The organism is Klebsiella sp. GW_Kp181 (assembly GCF_040062315.1).
GTDB classification, from domain to species: Bacteria; Pseudomonadota; Gammaproteobacteria; order Enterobacterales; family Enterobacteriaceae; genus Klebsiella; species Klebsiella oxytoca.
The window spans coordinates 20,147-36,996 of record NZ_JBEAFR010000063.1; the positions used below are offsets into that span (position 1 = coordinate 20,147).

The following is a 16,850-nucleotide window of genomic DNA, read 5'->3' on the forward strand; positions in this document are numbered from 1 at the left end:
AGCCAACCGCGGCAGGATGATGCTAGTTAACGATCTCCAGTACCTGCTCCGGCGGGCGGCCGATACGGGCCTCGCCGTGGCTGACGACAATAGGGCGCTCAATCAGTTTTGGATTATCGATCATTGCCTGGATCAGCGCATCTTCGCTGAGCTGCGGATTAGCGAGATCCAGCGATTTATAGAGATCTTCTTTCTGGCGCATTAACTCGCGCGCGCTGGCCATCCCTAACATCTTCAGCAGCTGGCGCAGCGTGGCGGCATCCGGCGGCGTCTCCAGATAGAGCACCACTTCAGGGTCGATACCGTTAGCCTTCAGCAGGCTCAACGTGTCGCGGCTCTTGGAGCAGCGCGGGTTGTGATAGATTTTGACCGTATCGGACATGAGATCTCCTTACATTTTCTGGTACGGTTTAAAGCGTTGCTGCAGCTGGCGCAGCTGATCGATACGCGCATCGTAGCGGGCCTGCTGTAAGCTGCCTAATTTCACCTGCGAGCTGGCGCTGCTGAGCAGGGTAATCGCCTGATCGAGGCGGCCTACCAGCGCCATCCCTTCTGCTCTGGCAGCCAGCTCCTGATCGCGATTGCCCAGTTTGGCTTCCGCCTGCGCCAGCAGCTCCCAACCGTTGATGTCATCTCTATTATTAAAGGTGTAGCGGTTAAGGATATTCGCGGCTTCCGCCGGTTGTCCTCCTTCCAGCAGGGCGTTGGCGAGGTTGAGCTGCAGCACCGGGTTGGTGCGCAGTTCGCGAGCGCTTTTCAGGCGGCTAATCGCGTCTGTCGCTCTTTTTTGCCCGAGGTCGATATCGGTGGCCAGGTCGAGATACCAGGCGTTCTGCGGTTCTGCGGTCAGCAACGGCTGTAGCGTTTTGCGCGCCAGATCGTAGTTGTTGTTGCCCATTGCCAGCAGAGCGCGCCCATACTGGGCGGCGTGCTGTTCGCGAATATTGCCTTTCTCCCAGTTGCTCAGCAGGTCATTGCCCAGCTTATTATCGCCGGAAGTGTACATACCGAGCGTTCTGGCTTTCGCCAGATAGAAGTCAGCTGAGGACTGTACGACAACCGGGCGCATTTGATTCGCGCGGTTGCGGGCGTCGGCAAGCCGGCTTTCCGGCAGCGGGTGCGTCAGCAGCATTTCCGGCGGACGGGTGGAGTAGCGCGATTCGTCGAGCAGCTTCCCCATAAACGCCGGCATCGCCTGCGGGTCGAACCCAGAGCGCTGAAGGACCTGAATACCAATGCGGTCGGCCTCTTCTTCGTTTTGACGGGTAAAGCTGATCATTCCCTGCTGGCTACCCGCCAGGGTGCCGGTCAGGGCGGCCATACCGGCCTGCGGGCTGGCCATCGCCAGAAGAATTGAACCCAGCGCACCGACCCAGGTGAGCGGGGCGTTACGCTTTTGGTCTTCCATGGCGCGGGCAAGGTGGCGCTGGGTAACGTGAGAAATTTCGTGCGCCATGACCGATGCCAGCTCGCTTTCGTTATCCGAGTAGCGGAACAGGGCCGAGTGCAGCACCACGTTGCCGCCGAAGAAAGCAAAGGCGTTAATCTGATCGTTATTTATTAAATAAAAGTGGAACGGGGTGCGCACGGAATTGGCGTGCGAGACCAGGCGCATGCCTAAACCGTTAATATATTGCACCAGCAGCGGGTCATTAATTAACGGCGCGCTGCCGCGCAGCTGGCGTACATAGTAGTCTCCCATCTGCATTTCCTGGCCGATGGAGAGCGTGCTTCCTGCGGAGGTGCCCATGTCCGGCAGGGTGTCTGCGGTGTCGGCAAAAGCAGGTAATATTGAACCCAGCGTCAGCGACGCTATGACGGTCGCCACCAGCGTTTTCTTCAACTGCCTGAACATAACCTCTGTCCTGTAATGTAGGTGTGCCAGTTTGACCGATTGTGCGGCGTAATGTTCCCTGACCGCAAGCAGGTTCAGCGAGTTTAGCCGTCGTTCGCGGCGTTGCAAATATGATATTCACCCGGTCATTAATGTTTGTGGTTTTACCCATAAAAAGCGAAGTCTTTTTTGTGACATTTCGATACAATTCCTGAGATTGTTACAGCTTTGCTCTTCAGGGAAGGGTTTTATGCTTCAGATGTTAATGCAGTGGTACCGTCGACGGTTCAGCGATCCGGAGGCAATAGCGCTGCTGGTCATTTTGCTGGCCGGGTTCGGCATTATGTTTTTCTTCAGCGGCCTGCTGGCGCCTTTGTTAGTGTCGATTGTTCTGGCCTATTTGCTGGAGTGGCCTACCGTCAGACTGGAGCGTATCGGTTTTTCACGTACCTGGGCCACGTCGGTTGTGCTGATTCTGTTCGTCGGTATTCTGCTCCTGATGGCGTTCGTGGTGATGCCTGTTGCCTGGCAGCAGGGTATTTATCTGATTCGCGATATGCCGGGAATGCTGAATAAGCTTTCCGATTTCGCCGCCACGGTGCCGCGCCGTTATCCGGCCTTAATGGATGCCGGGATTATCGACGCGATGGCGGAGAACATGCGCAGCCGGATGTTAACCGTCGGCGATTCGGTGGTAAAATATTCGCTGGCCTCCCTGGTCGGGCTGCTGACGCTGGCGGTCTACCTGGTGTTGGTTCCGCTGATGGTTTTCTTTCTGCTGAAAGATAAAGAGCAGATGCTTAACGCCGTGCGTCGGGTGCTGCCGCGCAACCGCGGCCTGGCCGGGCAGGTGTGGAAAGAGATGAACCAGCAAATTACCAACTATATCCGCGGTAAGGTGCTGGAGATGATCGTCGTCGGCGTGGCGACGTGGATTGGCTTTATCCTTTTTGGCCTTAACTATTCGCTGCTGCTGGCGGTACTGGTCGGATTCTCGGTATTAATTCCCTATATCGGTGCCTTTGTGGTCACTATTCCGGTGGTGGGTGTGGCGTTGTTCCAGTTTGGCGCGGGCACCGAGTTCTGGAGCCTGTTTGCGGTTTATCTGATTATTCAGGGGCTGGACGGCAACCTGCTGGTGCCGGTACTGTTCTCGGAAGCCGTTAACCTGCATCCGCTGGTCATTATTCTGTCGGTGGTGATTTTCGGTGGTCTGTGGGGATTCTGGGGAGTGTTCTTCGCGATCCCGCTGGCGACGCTCATCAAAGCGGTGGTGCATGCCTGGCCGGATGGCCTGATAGTGGAAGACGAGCATTAGCGCGAAGCCGCAAAGAATGGCCTAAAAAAAGACGCCGGGCGATGACCCGGCGTCTTGCGTTTACTCGTGCGTCAGGCGTTTTCTTTCAGCCAGTTCAGCACCACGTCGTGGTGATTGCTGGTTTTGAAGTCATCAAAAACATGTTCGATTTTGCCATTGGCATCGATGAGGAAGCTAATACGATGAATACCGTCGTAGGTTTTCCCCATAAAGGTTTTTTCACCCCAGATACCGAACTGCTCGCACACCTGATGATCTTCATCAGACAGCAGAGTGAAGTTCAGCAGCTCTTTTTCGGCGAAACGGGAGAGTTTTTCTGGTTTATCCGTACTGATTCCCAGAACTTCAACGCCTGCTTTTTTCAGGTCGTCCATATTATCGCGTAAACCGCACGCCTGTACGGTGCAGCCCGGGGTCATGGCTTTGGGATAAAAATAAACCAGAACACGCTGTCCCTGGAAGTCGGTCAAATTTACTTCCTCGCCGTCCTGGTCCGGTAAGCTAAATTTCGGTGCAATATCACCGGCTTTCAGTGGGTTCATCACTCAAACTCCATCCTGTTCATCATGCTGTGAATAATTAACGATGTTAATACTGCCTTGTGCATTCAGTTCTGTACATAGGGCTTTGAACGCTTGTTCGATATTTGATGCATTTTGCGTAGTCGGGCTGTGGGCGGTGATTTGAATAAAAAGCTGTGCTGAATCGTCGTTCGCTCCCGGCTGAGTACGGGAAACCAGTTCGGCAATGTTCATTTTCCACGTATCGCACAGAGCCGTGAATCGCTCAATGATGTGCGGTGAATCCGGCACCTCAACCTGAACCCAGACGCTATTCTGCATCGCCTGCGGCGGCCTTGCGGTTGTACGCTTCATCACGATAAGCAGATCCAGCTCGGCGCCTTTCAGCGGCAGAGTTGATTCAATCAGGTTAATCGCATTCCACGAACCGGAAAGCAGCATGATAAACGTAAACTCATCGCCAAGCATGGCCAGCCGACTGTCTTCGATATTACAGCCGCAGCTGCTGACGTGACGAGTGATCGTATTCACGATGCCTGGGCGGTCAGCACCCAACGCGGTAATAACCAGATAGTGTTGTAATGAGGCTGTCAAACCTGTTCTTCCTTTAAAAAGGTGAGGTAACGTTAGGAAAGCATAAAAAAAACCGGCATACAACATCCCTGATGGCATCGGCTCTCTTGCTTTTATTGCGGCACCAAACGTAACATTGAGAATCTTGTCCCACTTATGCTCTGAGGATGGCCCATGTTTACGGGAAGTATTGTAGCGCTTGTCACGCCGATGGATGAAAACGGCAACGTTTGCCGGTCAAGCCTGAAAAAACTGATTGATTACCATGTCGCCAACGGAACCTCGGCGATTGTTTCGGTAGGTACTACCGGAGAGTCCGCAACATTGAGCCATGAAGAGCATGGTGACGTGGTCATGCAGACGCTGGAACTGGCCGACGGGCGTATCCCGGTCATTGCCGGTACCGGTGCCAATGCAACCGCAGAGGCGATTAGCCTGACTAAAAGATTTAACGATAGCGGCGTGGTTGGCTGCCTGACGGTAACGCCTTATTACAACCGTCCGACTCAGGAAGGACTCTTCCAACACTTTAAAGCTATCGCAGAACATACTGACCTGCCGCAAATTCTGTATAATGTGCCCTCCCGTACCGGTTGCGATATGCTGCCTGAAACCGTTGGTCGTCTGGCGGAAATCAAAAATATTATCGGTATTAAGGAAGCGACGGGGAACTTAAGCCGGGTTCATCAGATCAAAGAGCTGGTTTCAGATGACTTTATTCTGCTGAGCGGCGATGACGCGACCGGAATGGACTTTATGCAGCTAGGCGGCCATGGCGTGATTTCCGTAACGACAAACGTTGCGGCGCGTGAAATGGCCGAGATGTGCCGACTGGCGCTAGCAGGTCAATTTGCCGAAGCTCGTGCGATTAACCAGCGTCTGATGCCATTGCATACCAAATTATTTGTCGAACCCAACCCTATCCCGGTCAAGTGGGCCTGTAAGGCGTTGGGTCTTGTGGCGACCGATACGCTACGCCTGCCGATGACCCCGATTACCGAAAACGGTACGAAGGTTGTTACCGCAGCGCTGAAGCATGCCGGTTTGCTGTAAAGTTTAGGGAGATTTGATGGCTTACTCAGTACAGAAGTCGCGCCTGGCGAAGGTTGCGGGTGTTTCGCTGGTTCTACTCCTCGCGGCCTGTAGTTCTGACTCGCGCTATAAGCGTCAGGTGAGCGGCGACGAGGCCTATTTGCAGGCTACGCCGCTTAGTGAACTTCACGCGCCAGCAGGTATGATTCTGCCGGTTCAGGTGGGTGATTATAATATTCCGGTTGCGACCAGCACCGGTAACACAGGCAAAGCGCTGGATATTCGTCCGCCAGCCCAGCCTCTGGCGCTGGTCAGCGGCGCGCGCACGCAGTTTAACGGTGATACCGCAACGCTGATGGTGGAAAACGGGCGCAGCGGTTCGCTGTGGGCGCAGGTGGCAAGCATCGTGCAGTCGAAAAACTACACTATCGCTAAACGCGACGATGCCAGCCAGACGCTGAATACCGACTGGGTCGAATGGAATCGCCTCGATGAAGACCAGCAGTATCGTGGTCGCTATCAAATCTCAGTTAAACAGCAGGGCTACCAGCAGGCGGTGATCGTGAAGCTGGTGAATCTGGAGCAGGCGGGTAAACCTGTTGCCGATCCGGCTTCGCTGCAGCGCTACAGTACCGCCATGCTGAACGTCATTTCCGAAGGTCTGGATCTGAACGCGACCAGCGCGCAGAACGCTGCGCAGAAAAATGCCGGGGCAACCTTCGACGTGCAGAGCGGGGCTGATGATACCGGCCTGCCGATGCTGATCGTTCGCGCACCGTTTAATCTGGTATGGCAACGCCTGCCGGGCGCGCTGGAAAAAGTGGGTATGAAGGTAACTGATAGTTCTCGCTCTCAGGGTAACTTGTCCGTGACCTATAAACCGCTTTCCGACAGCGGCTGGACCGATCTGGGCGCTCGCGACCCACAGCTGGTGTCCGGCGATTATAAACTGCAGGTCGGGGACCTCGATAACCGCAGCAGTCTGCAGTTCATCGACCCGAAAGGCCATACTCTGACGCAGTCGCAAAATGATGCCCTGGTTGCCGTATTCCAGGCCGCATTAAGTAAGTAATTAACAGGGCTGGAGCAATCCGGCCCTTTTTAATGTATAGTGACGCAAACGTGTGCGTCGGCAGAAAAGCACAAATTTTTATCGTTAATCATCACTGGAGTGACAAAGATGCAAAAGCAAGCTGAGTTGTATCGTGGTAAGGCGAAGACGGTATACAGCACCGAAAACCCGGATCTGTTGATACTCGAATTCCGTAACGATACGTCAGCAGGGGACGGCGCTCGCATTGAGCAGTTCGATCGTAAAGGCATGGTGAACAACAAGTTCAACCATTTCATTATGAGCAAGCTGGCGGAAGCGGGCATCCCGACCCAGATGGAAGCGCTGTTGTCCGATACCGAGTGTCTGGTTAAAAAGCTGGATATGGTGCCGGTGGAGTGCGTGGTGCGTAACCGCGCTGCCGGTTCGCTGGTGAAACGCTTAGGGATTGAAGAGGGCATCGAGCTGAACCCGCCGCTGTTCGACCTGTTCCTGAAGAACGACGCCATGCACGATCCGATGGTCAACGAATCCTACTGCGAAACCTTTGGCTGGGTGAGCAAAGAGAACCTGGCGCGTATGCAGGAGCTGACCTACAAAGCTAACGATGTGCTGAAAAAGCTGTTTGACGATGCGGGCCTGATCCTGGTGGACTTCAAGCTGGAATTTGGTCTGTTCAAAGGCGAAGTGGTGCTGGGGGATGAATTTTCTCCGGACGGCAGCCGTCTGTGGGATAAAAAGACCATGGATAAAATGGACAAAGACCGTTTCCGCCAGAGCCTCGGCGGCCTGATTGAAGCCTACGAAGAAGTCGCTCATCGCCTGGGCGTGAAGCTCGACTAATCCCCTACGCCAGGAGAAGTTTTCTTCTTCTGGCGCTCTTCTTGCTGTTTCCTGTGGTAATCCTTCGCTGAACCGCCTACGATCTTATTCATTGGTTAATATGATGAATTGAGGTGCTTATGCGCTGGCAAGGACGTCGCGAGAGCGACAATGTTGAAGATCGTCGTAGTCAATCTGGTTCGCCAATGGGCGGCGGGGGCGGTTTTCGTCTCCCCAGCGGCAAAGGCGGCATTGTGCTGCTGATTATTGTTCTGGTGGCGGGCTATTACGGCGTCGATTTAACCGGCATGCTGACCGGCGAGCCGGTATCTCCGCAGCAAACCACCACCCAACGCTCCATCAGCCCGCAGGATGAAGAAGCCGCAAAATTCACTAAGGTGATTCTGGCGGACACGGAAGATACCTGGGGAGCAATATTTAAAGATATGGGCCGCCAGTATCCGCAGCCCAAACTGGTGATGTACCGCGGCGCGACGCGGACCGCCTGCGGTACCGGTCAATCCGTTATGGGGCCTTTTTACTGCCCGGCGGACAGCACGGTGTATATCGACCTGTCATTCTACGATGAGATGAGAAACAAGCTTGGCGCCGGCGGCGATTTCGCACAGGGCTACGTTATCGCCCACGAGGTTGGCCACCACGTACAAAAGCTGCTGGGTATTGAATCGAAAGTGCGTCAGCTACAGCAAAACGCTTCGCAGGCGGAAGCGAATCGCCTGTCGGTGAAAATGGAACTACAGGCGGACTGCTTCGCTGGCGTCTGGGGCTACAACATGCAGAAGCAGGACTACATGGAGACCGGCGACCTCCAGGAAGCGCTGAATGCCGCAGAGGCGATTGGCGACGATCGCCTGCAGCAGCAGAGCCAGGGGCGGGTGGTGCCGGACAGCTTTACCCATGGAACGTCGCAGCAGCGCTATACCTGGTTTAAACGCGGCTTCGATAGCGGCGACCCGGCGCAGTGCAACACCTTCGGCAATGCGCTGTAATGCTCTTCTGTCATGGATGAACTGCGTCGTCTGACGGCGCAGATGGCGCGCGAAGGCATTCGTCGTCTGCTGGTTCTCAGCGGCGACGATGCCTGGACTCAGCTTCAGGCGCAACAAATACGCACAGCGCTGGCCGGAGACGGACTGTGGGTTGGCCCACAGCCGATGCCTGCGCCGTACGTCCCGCCTGCAGATCTGAGATCGCTGTTGGGCCGCGAATACCAGCACGCCTTTTTCGATGCCCGCGCGGGCTTTGATGTTGCCGCTTTCGCCGCGTTAGCCGGTACGCTACGCGCCGGTAGCTGGCTGGTATTGCTCACCCCCGACTTCGCCCAATGGCCGGCCCGTCCTGATGCGGATTCCCGGCGCTGGAGCGACGCTCCCGATCCCATACCCACGCCGAACTTTGTTTATCGTTTTTGCCAACAGATTGTTGCGGATAAAGCGTCCATTCTCTGGCGGCAGGGCCATGAACGGGTCGTACCCGTATTTCCCGAGCGCCCGCGATGGCATTTTGCCGATGGTCATCCGCAGGCGGAGCAGGCCGCCGTTCTTGCCGAACTGGCCGATTTCCCCCCCGGTATTGCCGCGTTGACCGCCGAACGCGGACGAGGGAAGTCCGCTCTCGCGGGAATGCTTCTCCGCCAGCTAAAAAGTGACGCCATCGTTACCGCGCCGGCGCGCGGAGCGACGGAGGTGATGGCGGCTTTCGCCGGGGAGAGCGTTAACTTTATGGCGCCCGATGCATTACTGGCGTCCGGACGTCGAGCGGGATGGCTGATAGTCGACGAGGCTGCCGCCATCCCCGGACCGCTGCTGCGCCAGCTTGTTTCCCGTTTCCCGAGAACGCTGCTGATCACCACCGTTCAGGGATATGAAGGGACCGGACGCGGTTTTTTACTTAAATTTTGCGCCAGCTTCGCGCACCTACGGCAGTTTAGCCTCACGACGCCCATCCGCTGGGCTAGCGGCTGTCCGCTGGAAGCGGCAATTGCACAGCTGCTGCTGTTCAATGATGAGACCTTCCAGCATGCGCCAGGCGGCGATATCGCGCTGGAGAACGTCAGCCAGCAGTGCTGGCGGCGGCAGCCTGCGTTACCGGAAGCGATGTATCAGCTGCTCTCCGGGGCCCACTATCGCACGTCGCCGCTGGATCTCCGGCGCATGCTGGATGCGCCAGGACAGCATTTTACCTGCGCCCATAGCGGCGAGCGCATCGCCGGGGCGTTGTGGCTGGTGGAGGAGGGCGGTCTTGAGCCGTCGCTTAGCCGGGCGGTATGGGCCGGCTATCGGCGTCCGCGCGGAAATCTGGTGGCGCAGTCGCTGGCGGCGCATGGCGGTAGCCCATTGGCGGCCACGTTGACGGGCCTGCGCATCAGCCGTATTGCCGTGCATCCGGCTCGCCAGCGCGAGGGGCTGGGGCAGCGGCTGGTGGCCCGGGCGGCGGCTCAGGCTGCGGACCGGGATTATCTCTCAGTCAGTTTTGGCTATACTCCCGAACTTTGGCGTTTCTGGCAAAGCTGCGGTTTTACGCTGGTGCGGCTGGGCACGCATCGGGAAGCCAGCAGTGGCTGTTACACCGCGATGGCGCTCTATCCTCTCAGCGAAGCGGGACATTGCCTGGCAAGCGAAGAAGCCCAACGGCTGCAGCGCGACGAATTCTGGCTGCGCGAGTGGCGAGATGAACCTGTGCCGCTGACGGCGCTGAAAGCGACTATTCTTACTGAAGAAGACTGGCTGGAGGTAGCGGGTTTTGCTTTTGCCCATCGTCCGCTGCTGACCTCGGCGGGTAGCCTCAATCGCCTGCTTATGCTGGTGGTGCTGCCGCTTCCGGCGCTGCGGGCCCGCCTGCAGCAGCAGGATGAGACCGCGCTTTGCCGAACGTTAGGTTTATCCGGACGGAAAGCGCTGCTGGCCAGGCTGCGCGAAGAGGCGGCGCAGGCGCTGCTCAGCCTGGATGAAAACCGCGCCAACGACCTGCGCCGGCAGGTTCAGATGTTGCAATTTTTTAACTAACTTCATCAGTTAAATGGCATGGTCATATTCCCTCCGCGGGGTAAACTTCCTTGCAGACATTAAGGAGAAAGCCATGAAACACGATCATTTTATCGTTCAAAGCCCCGCAACACCTGCACAGCAACTGCTGCTGCTGTTTCATGGCGTCGGCGATAACCCGGTGGCCATGGGGCAAATCGGTAGCTGGTTTGCGCCGCTCTTTCCCGATGCGCTTATCGTCAGCATCGGCGGCGCGGAGCCGTGCGGCCCGGCTCCGGGACGCCAGTGGTTTTCTGTTCAGGGCGTCAGCGAAGAAAATCGCCAGCAGCGCGTAGATGCGATTATGCCGACCTTTATTGAAACGGTGCGCTACTGGCAACAACAGAGCGGCGTCAGCCCGCAGGCGACGGCGCTGATCGGCTTCTCGCAGGGGGCGATTATGTCGCTGGAAAGCATTAAAGCCGAACCGGGTCTGGCATCGCGGGTGATTGCCTTCAACGGCCGCTATGCGACTCTGCCCGAGACGGCGACGACCGCGACCACGATTCACCTGATCCACGGCGGTGAAGATCGGGTTATCGATCTGGCGTGGGCGGTTGCGGGGCAGGAGGCGTTGCAGCAGGCCGGCGGGGATGTGACGCTGGATATCGTTGAGGATCTGGGGCACGCGATTGACGATCGCAGCATGCAGTTTGCTCTCGATCATCTGCGCTTTACCGTACCGAAGCACTATTTCGACGAAGCGCTCAGCGGCAGCACGCCGAAAGACAGCGATATTATTGAACTGCTATAAATAATAAACCCGGAGGCGGCGCGTTGCGCCTGTCCGGGCTACCGGCCCGCAGACGGGCTGTAAATCTGTAGCCCGGGCAAGGCGCGTTAAGCGCCGCCCACGGGATAAGAGCGCAGAGTGGAATCATTTCCCGGAGGCGATGCTGCGCACCTGTTAGGGCTACCGGCCCGCAGATGGGCTGTAAATCCGTAGCCCGGGCAAGGCGCGTTAAGCGCCGCCCCCGGGGAAAGGGAGCAGAGTGGAATCATTTCCCGGAGGCGATGCTGCGCATCTGTCCGGGTTACTTGACCCACAGACTGACTGTAAGCCCGTAGCCTCCTCAGCGATGCGCTACCGGGAAAACCTAACAAAAAAAGATGTTACTTCTTCTTTGACGGGTCGTTCTTCGGCCAGTCGTCATCGTCATCCCACTTATCATTGAAGTCGCGGTGCGGCGGCAGATCCGGTTTATTGTTGAGAAATTTTTTATGATCAACGCGGGTAAGATCTTTAATCACGTTGATCATCACGCCCACCAAAAATACCAACACCAGGACCCACCAGTACTTCGATAGCCAATCCATGCGCTTACCTCTTCTCTATTGATGCCGTCAGGCGACCAGCTGCTCCATAATGCGTTGATACATCCGCGCCAGTAGCTGGAGGTCGGCGGCATTCACACACTCGTTTATTTTATGAATGGTGGCATTCACTGGCCCCAGTTCAACCACCTGCGCGCCCATACGCGCGATAAAGCGCCCGTCGGACGTGCCGCCGTTAGTCAGCAGCTGCGGTTTTATTTCATTATAGTGCTCAATAGCGTTAACCACCGCATCAACCAGCTTACCGCGGCTGGTCAGGAACGGCTGCCCCGAGAGCCACCAGTCCACGCTGTAGCGCAGTTCGTATTTCTCCAGCAGCGCCACGACGCGCGCTTTAATCATTTCATCGGTCAGCTCGGTGCTAAAGCGGAAGTTGAACTGGACGAACATGTCGCCGGGAATGACGTTGTTGCTGCCGGTCCCGGACTGCACGTTAGCGATTTGCATACTGGTCGGCGGAAAGAATTCGTTGCCCTTATCCCATTCGATGTTCACCAGTTCCGCCAGCATCGGGGCGGCGCGGTGAACCGGGTTATCGGCGAGATGCGGATAGGCCACGTGCCCCTGTACGCCGTGAATGGTCAGGTTGCAGGTCAGCGAGCCGCGACGGCCGTTTTTGACGACATCGCCGACGACTTCGGTGCTGGACGGTTCGCCGACCAGGCAATAATCCAGGCGCTCATTGCGCGCCATCAGCGCTTCAACAACCTTTACGGTACCGTTTTTGGCGCTGGCCTCTTCATCTGAAGTAATCAGGAAGGCCAGACGACCTTTATGATTCGGATACTGAGCCACAAAGCGTTCTGCCGCGACCACCATCGCCGCGAGCGAGCCTTTCATATCTGCGGCGCCGCGGCCAAACAGCATGCCGTCGCGAATGGTGGGTTCAAAGGGGGGATTAATCCAGCGATCGGCGTCGCCCGACGGTACGACATCGGTATGGCCGGCAAACGCCAGCGTTTCCCCGCGCCCGCGCCAGGCCCAGAAGTTTTGGGTATCTCCGAAATCCATCGGTTCAACGGTAAAGCCAATCGCACGCAGACGTTCAATCATTAACGCCTGGCATCCCGCATCATCGGGGCTGAGGGAAGGGCGGCGAATAAGCTGCTGAGCCAGCTCAATGACCGGGCAAGACATAGACTACACCTCGTTAAACTGCTGATAACTTGATTCACTGAAACCCAGCAGCATAGGCTGACCGGGCGCGCAGAGCAATGGGCGTTTGATGATTGCCGGCATTTCCAGCATCAGTTTCGCCGCGGCGTCGGCGTTATTGATACCGGTGCGAACCGTTTCGTCCAGCTTGCGCCAGGTCGTACCGCGAGTGTTGAGCAGCGCTTCCCAGCCGAGCTCGGCAATAAAGGTGTCTAATAAATTGCGATCCAGGCCATCGACACGATAATCATGAAAGCGATATTCTATCTGATGGGCTTCCAGCCAGCGGCGGGCCTTTTTAATGGTGTCGCAGTTTTTTATCCCGTACATGGTGAGCATGATTAAACCTTTTCCGTTGAATTAAACGATTAGCTAAGAATCTTCCGAATATATAAACCCTGAATAAATAATACGTGAATTACATTAATAAATATCGTTTTTTCCCCGCCAGAGATATTTAACGTTACATTCTGGCTGTTTTTTGAGCGACTGGCCGCGACCAGTGCTGGCCATAAGGCGGCGCCAGGCGCTTCTGGCTGATGAACAAATGTTGCTAATTGTTGCTGTCGGTCACATTAAAATGCCCGGAATCGGGTCATAGTACTTACGAACGAAAGAAATCATTCCGCAGGGGGTAATTAGAGTTATCAGAACGATAGTGCAAACGCGCTTTTAACCATCAATGAATTTGCATAAAATCACCCATAATAATAAGAGAGGCTATTATGATTGAACATGAACTGGGGAACTGGAAAGACTTTATCGAAGGCATGCTTCGTAAATAGATTTCCGCAATAAAAGCATGGCGATTTCACAGGCAGAATAATAATGCAGTTGAAGCGACCACATCAAAAAGGCGACACATCCGGTCGCCTTTTCTATTATTTGGCCCCGGCGACATATCGCCAGGGCGCATCCTGATTATTGCGGCCGTTCCTTGAGCGGGAAGCGACGACGCACCAGCACGAAAAACAGCGGTACGAAGAAGATTGCCAGCACCGTGGCTGAAATCATCCCGCCCATGACCCCGGTGCCAACGGCATGCTGACTGCCGGAACCCGCACCGGTACTGGTGGCCATCGGCAGCACGCCGAAGATAAACGCCAGCGAGGTCATCAGGATCGGCCGCAGACGCTGGCGACAGGCGGAGAGCGTGGCGGTAAGCAGGTCCTCGCCTTTCTGATTCAGCTCATTGGCAAACTCGACAATGAGAATGGCGTTCTTCGCCGACAGACCGATCACCGTCAGCAGTCCCACCTGGAAGTAGACATCGTTTTCCAGACCGCGCATCCAGGTCGCCAGCAGGGCGCCGATGACCCCCAGCGGCACCACCAGCATCACCGAGAACGGCACCGACCAGCTTTCGTACAGCGCCGCCAGGCACAGGAACACGACCAGCAGCGAAATGGCGTACAGCGCCGGAGCCTGCGCGCCGGAGAGGCGCTCCTGATACGACATCGCCGTCCATTCAAGGCCAAAGCCGTTTGGCAGCTGGCGGGCCAGCTCTTCCATAATTGTCATCGCGGTACCGGTACTGACGCCCGGCGCGGCTTCACCGACGATTTCTACCGCTGAATAGCCGTTGTAGCGCTCCAGACGCGGCGAACCGGTCTCCCAGCGGGAGGTGGCGAAAGCGGAGAAGGGCACCATCGTGCCGCTGCTGTTGCGTACGTACCACAGATTAATGTCGTCCGGCAGCATGCGATACGGCGCGGCCGCCTGAACATAGACCTTCTTCACGCGGCCGCGGTCCATAAAGTCGTTGACGTAGCTTGACCCCCACGCGGTCTGGAGGGTGTTGTTGATATCATCGATGGAGACGCCCAGCGCCTGGGCTTTACGCTGATCGATATCCACCTGTAGCTGCGGGCTATCGTCAAGGCCGTTGTGGCGAACGCGGGTCAGCTGGTTATTTTTAGCGGCCAGCTCCAGTAGGGTATCGCGGGCGGCCATCAGCGCTTCGTGTCCGTTGCCCGCATGGTCTTCCAGTTCCATATCGAAACCGGCGGAACTGCCCAGGCCGCTGATGGCCGGCGGGCTGCTGGCAAAGACGCGAGCTTCTTTTATTTTGTTAAACGCTTTGGTCGCGCGTTCGATGATAGCGAAAGAGGAACCGGTTGTCGGATCGCGTTGGTCCCAGTCCTTCAGGCGAACGAACATACGCGCTACGTTCTGTCCGTTGCCGCCGGGGCCGGAGCCGATGGTGGCGAACACCGATTCGACGTTTTGTTTTTCGTTTTTCAGGAAATAGTCTTCCGCCTGCTGGACCACCTTCAGGGTTTGCTGCTGGGTCGAACCGCTGGGCAATTGCACCGACGTGGTAAACATGCCGCGGTCTTCCAGCGGCAGGAATGACGTTGGCAGATGCAGGAACAGAAACACCATCCCCCCCAGCAGCAGGATGTAGATCATTATCCAGCGCAGCGAACGGTGAAGAATTTTGCCGACGGCGGTTTCGTAGCGGCTAGCGTTGCGGTTAAACGTGCGGTTAAACCAGCCAAAGAAACCCCGTTGCCCGTGGGTTTCGCCTTTATGCACCGGTTTGAGCAGCGTGGCGCACAGCGCCGGGGTAAGGATCATCGCCACCAGAACCGACAGCACCATTGCCGAGACGATGGTGATCGAGAACTGACGATAAATCGCGCCGGTGGTGCCGCCGAAGAAGGCCATTGGCACGAATACTGCCGATAGGACCATGGCGATACCGACCAGCGCACCCTGAATTTGCCCCATCGATTTTCGCGTCGCTTCACGCGGCGAGAGGCCCTCCTCGCTCATGATACGCTCGACGTTTTCCACCACCACGATGGCGTCGTCCACCAGCAGGCCTATCGCCAGCACCACCGCAAACATGGTCAAGGTGTTGATGCTGTAGCCGCAGGCGTAGAGGACGGCGAAAGTCCCCATTAGCACCACCGGAACGGCGATGGTTGGGATTAATGTCGCGCGGAAGTTCTGCAAGAACAGATACATGACGAGGAACACCAGCGCGATGGCTTCGAGCAGCGTTTTCACCACGTCGGTAATCGACGCCTTAACGAATGAGGTGGTTTCGTAAGCGACTTTATATTCCAGACCATGCGGGAAGTATTGCGACAGCTCGTTCAGACGGCTGATGACGCGTTCGGCGGTCGCCATTTCGTTTGCGCCAGAGGCCAGCTTAACCCCCAGCCCGGAAGCCGCCTGGCGGTTGTAGCGGCTGAGGTAATCGTATTTCTCCGCTCCCATTTCCACGGTCGCGACGTCGCCAAGGGTAACTTCCGAGCCGTCCTGATTAACCCGAAGGGTGATATTGCGGAACTGTTCCGGGGTTTGTAACAGCGATTGCGAATTAATTGTCGCGTTGAGCGCCTGTTTATCTACCGAAGGCGTACCGCCCAGCTGGCCGACGGCAATCTGCGCGTTCTGTGAAGAGATGGCATCGGTGACGTCTTTTGCCGTCATCTGAAAACTGTTGAGTTTGGCCGGATCGAGCCAGATACGCATCGAATACTGGGAACCATAGGCGTCAATGTCGCCGACGCCGTTTACCCGGCTGAGCGGGTCCTGAATGTTACTGGCGACGTAGTCGGCGATATCCTGTTTATCCATGCTGCCATCGGTAGAGACGAACGCAATCGTCAGGATGTTGGTGTCCCCGGTTTTACGCACCGTCACGCCCTGGTTCTGGACGGCTTGCGGGAGTTTACGCATCGCCGACTGCAGCTGGTTCTGCACCTGCTGGACGGCTTCGTCCGGATCGGTACCGGCGGTAAAGCTTAGCGTCACGGTGGCTTGCCCGGTGCCGCTGCTCTGGGATGACATGTACATCAGGTTGTCGAGGCCGGTCATATTCTGCTCGATAACCTGGGTAACGGTATTTTCCAGCGTTTGTGCCGAGGCCCCGGGATAGTTTGCTGCGATCCTGACGTTAGGAGGGGCAAGTTCGGGATATTGCTCAACGGGAAGCGACAAAATTGCGAGCGTACCGGTCAGGCATAACAGGATTGCCAGAACCCACGCAAAAATGGGGCGATCGATAAAAAAATTCGCCATCAGAATTAGGACCTCATTTTGCACATTTTTTTGTTATTGCAGAGCCTGTGACACTCTAGCGGCAAGGGCGCAGGCAATCGTGGAGAAAATAAGGAGATAGTGTAATTTATCGTGTGCCTTTTATGGCAGC

At 56.4% G+C, this 16,850-nt stretch carries 16 protein-coding genes; 8 read left to right on the plus strand and 8 right to left on the minus strand.

What is annotated here, in order from left to right; all coding sequences use genetic code 11:
• Positions 1-22: 22 nt before the first annotated feature.
• Positions 23-382, minus strand: a complete 360-nt coding sequence (arsC, locus tag ABLV11_RS15875; protein ID WP_004104426.1) for an arsenate reductase (glutaredoxin) — start codon at positions 380-382, stop codon at positions 23-25.
• A gap of 9 nt (positions 383-391) precedes the next feature.
• Positions 392-1,855 (minus strand): beta-barrel assembly-enhancing protease, encoded by a 1,464-nt coding sequence (gene bepA, locus ABLV11_RS15880; protein WP_126489413.1) that lies wholly within the window; start codon positions 1,853-1,855, stop codon positions 392-394.
• 229 nt (positions 1,856-2,084) lie between these two features.
• Here bepA and ABLV11_RS15885 point away from each other — a divergent pair, with 229 nt between their 5' ends.
• A complete protein-coding gene (locus ABLV11_RS15885; protein ID WP_004104424.1) occupies positions 2,085-3,152 on the plus strand; it encodes an AI-2E family transporter in 1,068 nt (355 codons plus the stop codon).
• Positions 3,153-3,223: 71 nt separating this feature from the next.
• On the opposite strand, the gene bcp is transcribed toward ABLV11_RS15885, so the two are convergent.
• A complete protein-coding gene (bcp, locus tag ABLV11_RS15890) occupies positions 3,224-3,694 on the minus strand; it encodes a thioredoxin-dependent thiol peroxidase (protein ID WP_004104423.1) in 471 nt (156 codons plus the stop codon).
• A 3-nt stretch (positions 3,695-3,697) separates the two neighbouring features.
• A complete protein-coding gene (locus ABLV11_RS15895; protein WP_004104421.1) occupies positions 3,698-4,267 on the minus strand; it encodes a glycine cleavage system transcriptional repressor in 570 nt (189 codons plus the stop codon).
• A 153-nt stretch (positions 4,268-4,420) separates the two neighbouring features.
• Between ABLV11_RS15895 and dapA the strand changes: the two genes are divergently transcribed.
• The 6 genes from dapA to ypfH all read left to right on the plus strand — a co-directional run bounded on the left by dapA (position 4,421) and on the right by ypfH (position 10,949).
• Positions 4,421-5,299, plus strand: a complete 879-nt coding sequence (dapA, locus tag ABLV11_RS15900; protein ID WP_004104419.1) for a 4-hydroxy-tetrahydrodipicolinate synthase — start codon at positions 4,421-4,423, stop codon at positions 5,297-5,299.
• 16 nt (positions 5,300-5,315) lie between these two features.
• On the plus strand, positions 5,316-6,350 hold the full coding sequence (gene bamC, locus ABLV11_RS15905; RefSeq protein ID WP_004104418.1) for an outer membrane protein assembly factor BamC: 1,035 nt from the start codon (positions 5,316-5,318) through the stop codon (positions 6,348-6,350).
• A gap of 108 nt (positions 6,351-6,458) precedes the next feature.
• Positions 6,459-7,172 (plus strand): phosphoribosylaminoimidazolesuccinocarboxamide synthase, encoded by a 714-nt coding sequence (purC, locus tag ABLV11_RS15910; protein WP_004104417.1) that lies wholly within the window; start codon positions 6,459-6,461, stop codon positions 7,170-7,172.
• A 119-nt stretch (positions 7,173-7,291) separates the two neighbouring features.
• Entirely contained in the window at positions 7,292-8,161 is an 870-nt protein-coding gene (locus tag ABLV11_RS15915) for a neutral zinc metallopeptidase (protein WP_004104416.1), read from the plus strand.
• Between the two features lie 12 nt (positions 8,162-8,173).
• Positions 8,174-10,177, plus strand: a complete 2,004-nt coding sequence (locus tag ABLV11_RS15920) for a GNAT family N-acetyltransferase (RefSeq protein WP_126489412.1) — start codon at positions 8,174-8,176, stop codon at positions 10,175-10,177.
• 73 nt (positions 10,178-10,250) lie between these two features.
• Complete coding sequence (gene ypfH / locus ABLV11_RS15925) at positions 10,251-10,949, plus strand: esterase (protein WP_016809537.1); 699 nt, start codon at positions 10,251-10,253, stop codon at positions 10,947-10,949.
• A 359-nt stretch (positions 10,950-11,308) separates the two neighbouring features.
• Here the strand turns inward: ypfH and ABLV11_RS15930 are convergent, their stop codons facing one another.
• The 3 genes from ABLV11_RS15930 to ABLV11_RS15940 are packed head-to-tail and all read right to left on the minus strand — an operon-like array spanning position 11,309 to position 13,024.
• The gene (locus ABLV11_RS15930) at positions 11,309-11,512 is read right to left on the minus strand and encodes a YpfN family protein (protein ID WP_004104407.1); all 204 of its coding nucleotides are present in this window, start codon (positions 11,510-11,512) and stop codon (positions 11,309-11,311) included.
• Between the two features lie 27 nt (positions 11,513-11,539).
• On the minus strand, positions 11,540-12,667 hold the full coding sequence (gene dapE, locus ABLV11_RS15935) for a succinyl-diaminopimelate desuccinylase (protein ID WP_004104405.1): 1,128 nt from the start codon (positions 12,665-12,667) through the stop codon (positions 11,540-11,542).
• A 3-nt stretch (positions 12,668-12,670) separates the two neighbouring features.
• On the minus strand, positions 12,671-13,024 hold the full coding sequence (locus tag ABLV11_RS15940; RefSeq protein WP_004104403.1) for an ArsC family reductase: 354 nt from the start codon (positions 13,022-13,024) through the stop codon (positions 12,671-12,673).
• 386 nt (positions 13,025-13,410) lie between these two features.
• On the opposite strand from ABLV11_RS15940, the gene ypfM reads away from it, so the two are divergent.
• Positions 13,411-13,470, plus strand: coding sequence for a protein YpfM (gene ypfM / locus ABLV11_RS15945; RefSeq protein ID WP_100181659.1), 60 nt, complete (start codon positions 13,411-13,413; stop codon positions 13,468-13,470).
• 136 nt (positions 13,471-13,606) lie between these two features.
• Here the strand turns inward: ypfM and acrD are convergent, their stop codons facing one another.
• Positions 13,607-16,720 (minus strand): multidrug efflux RND transporter permease AcrD, encoded by a 3,114-nt coding sequence (acrD, locus tag ABLV11_RS15950; RefSeq protein WP_126489410.1) that lies wholly within the window; start codon positions 16,718-16,720, stop codon positions 13,607-13,609.
• Positions 16,721-16,850: the final 130 nt, after the last annotated feature.

What these genes read in the sequence shown, in the direction of transcription:
- arsC (WP_004104426.1), bottom strand. Translation starts at nt 382, where the DNA reads ATGTCCGATACGGTCAAAATCTATCACAACCCGCGCTGCTCCAAGAGC.
- bepA (WP_126489413.1), bottom strand. Translation starts at nt 1,855, where the DNA reads ATGTTCAGGCAGTTGAAGAAAACGCTGGTGGCGACCGTCATAGCGTCG.
- ABLV11_RS15885 (WP_004104424.1), top strand. Translation starts at nt 2,085, where the DNA reads ATGCTTCAGATGTTAATGCAGTGGTACCGTCGACGGTTCAGCGATCCG.
- bcp (WP_004104423.1), bottom strand. Translation starts at nt 3,694, where the DNA reads ATGAACCCACTGAAAGCCGGTGATATTGCACCGAAATTTAGCTTACCG.
- dapA (WP_004104419.1), top strand. Translation starts at nt 4,421, where the DNA reads ATGTTTACGGGAAGTATTGTAGCGCTTGTCACGCCGATGGATGAAAAC.
- bamC (WP_004104418.1), top strand. Translation starts at nt 5,316, where the DNA reads ATGGCTTACTCAGTACAGAAGTCGCGCCTGGCGAAGGTTGCGGGTGTT.
- purC (WP_004104417.1), top strand. Translation starts at nt 6,459, where the DNA reads ATGCAAAAGCAAGCTGAGTTGTATCGTGGTAAGGCGAAGACGGTATAC.
- ABLV11_RS15915 (WP_004104416.1), top strand. Translation starts at nt 7,292, where the DNA reads ATGCGCTGGCAAGGACGTCGCGAGAGCGACAATGTTGAAGATCGTCGT.
- ABLV11_RS15920 (WP_126489412.1), top strand. Translation starts at nt 8,174, where the DNA reads ATGGATGAACTGCGTCGTCTGACGGCGCAGATGGCGCGCGAAGGCATT.
- ypfH (WP_016809537.1), top strand. Translation starts at nt 10,251, where the DNA reads ATGAAACACGATCATTTTATCGTTCAAAGCCCCGCAACACCTGCACAG.
- ABLV11_RS15930 (WP_004104407.1), bottom strand. Translation starts at nt 11,512, where the DNA reads ATGGATTGGCTATCGAAGTACTGGTGGGTCCTGGTGTTGGTATTTTTG.
- dapE (WP_004104405.1), bottom strand. Translation starts at nt 12,667, where the DNA reads ATGTCTTGCCCGGTCATTGAGCTGGCTCAGCAGCTTATTCGCCGCCCT.
- ABLV11_RS15940 (WP_004104403.1), bottom strand. Translation starts at nt 13,024, where the DNA reads ATGCTCACCATGTACGGGATAAAAAACTGCGACACCATTAAAAAGGCC.
- acrD (WP_126489410.1), bottom strand. Translation starts at nt 16,720, where the DNA reads ATGGCGAATTTTTTTATCGATCGCCCCATTTTTGCGTGGGTTCTGGCA.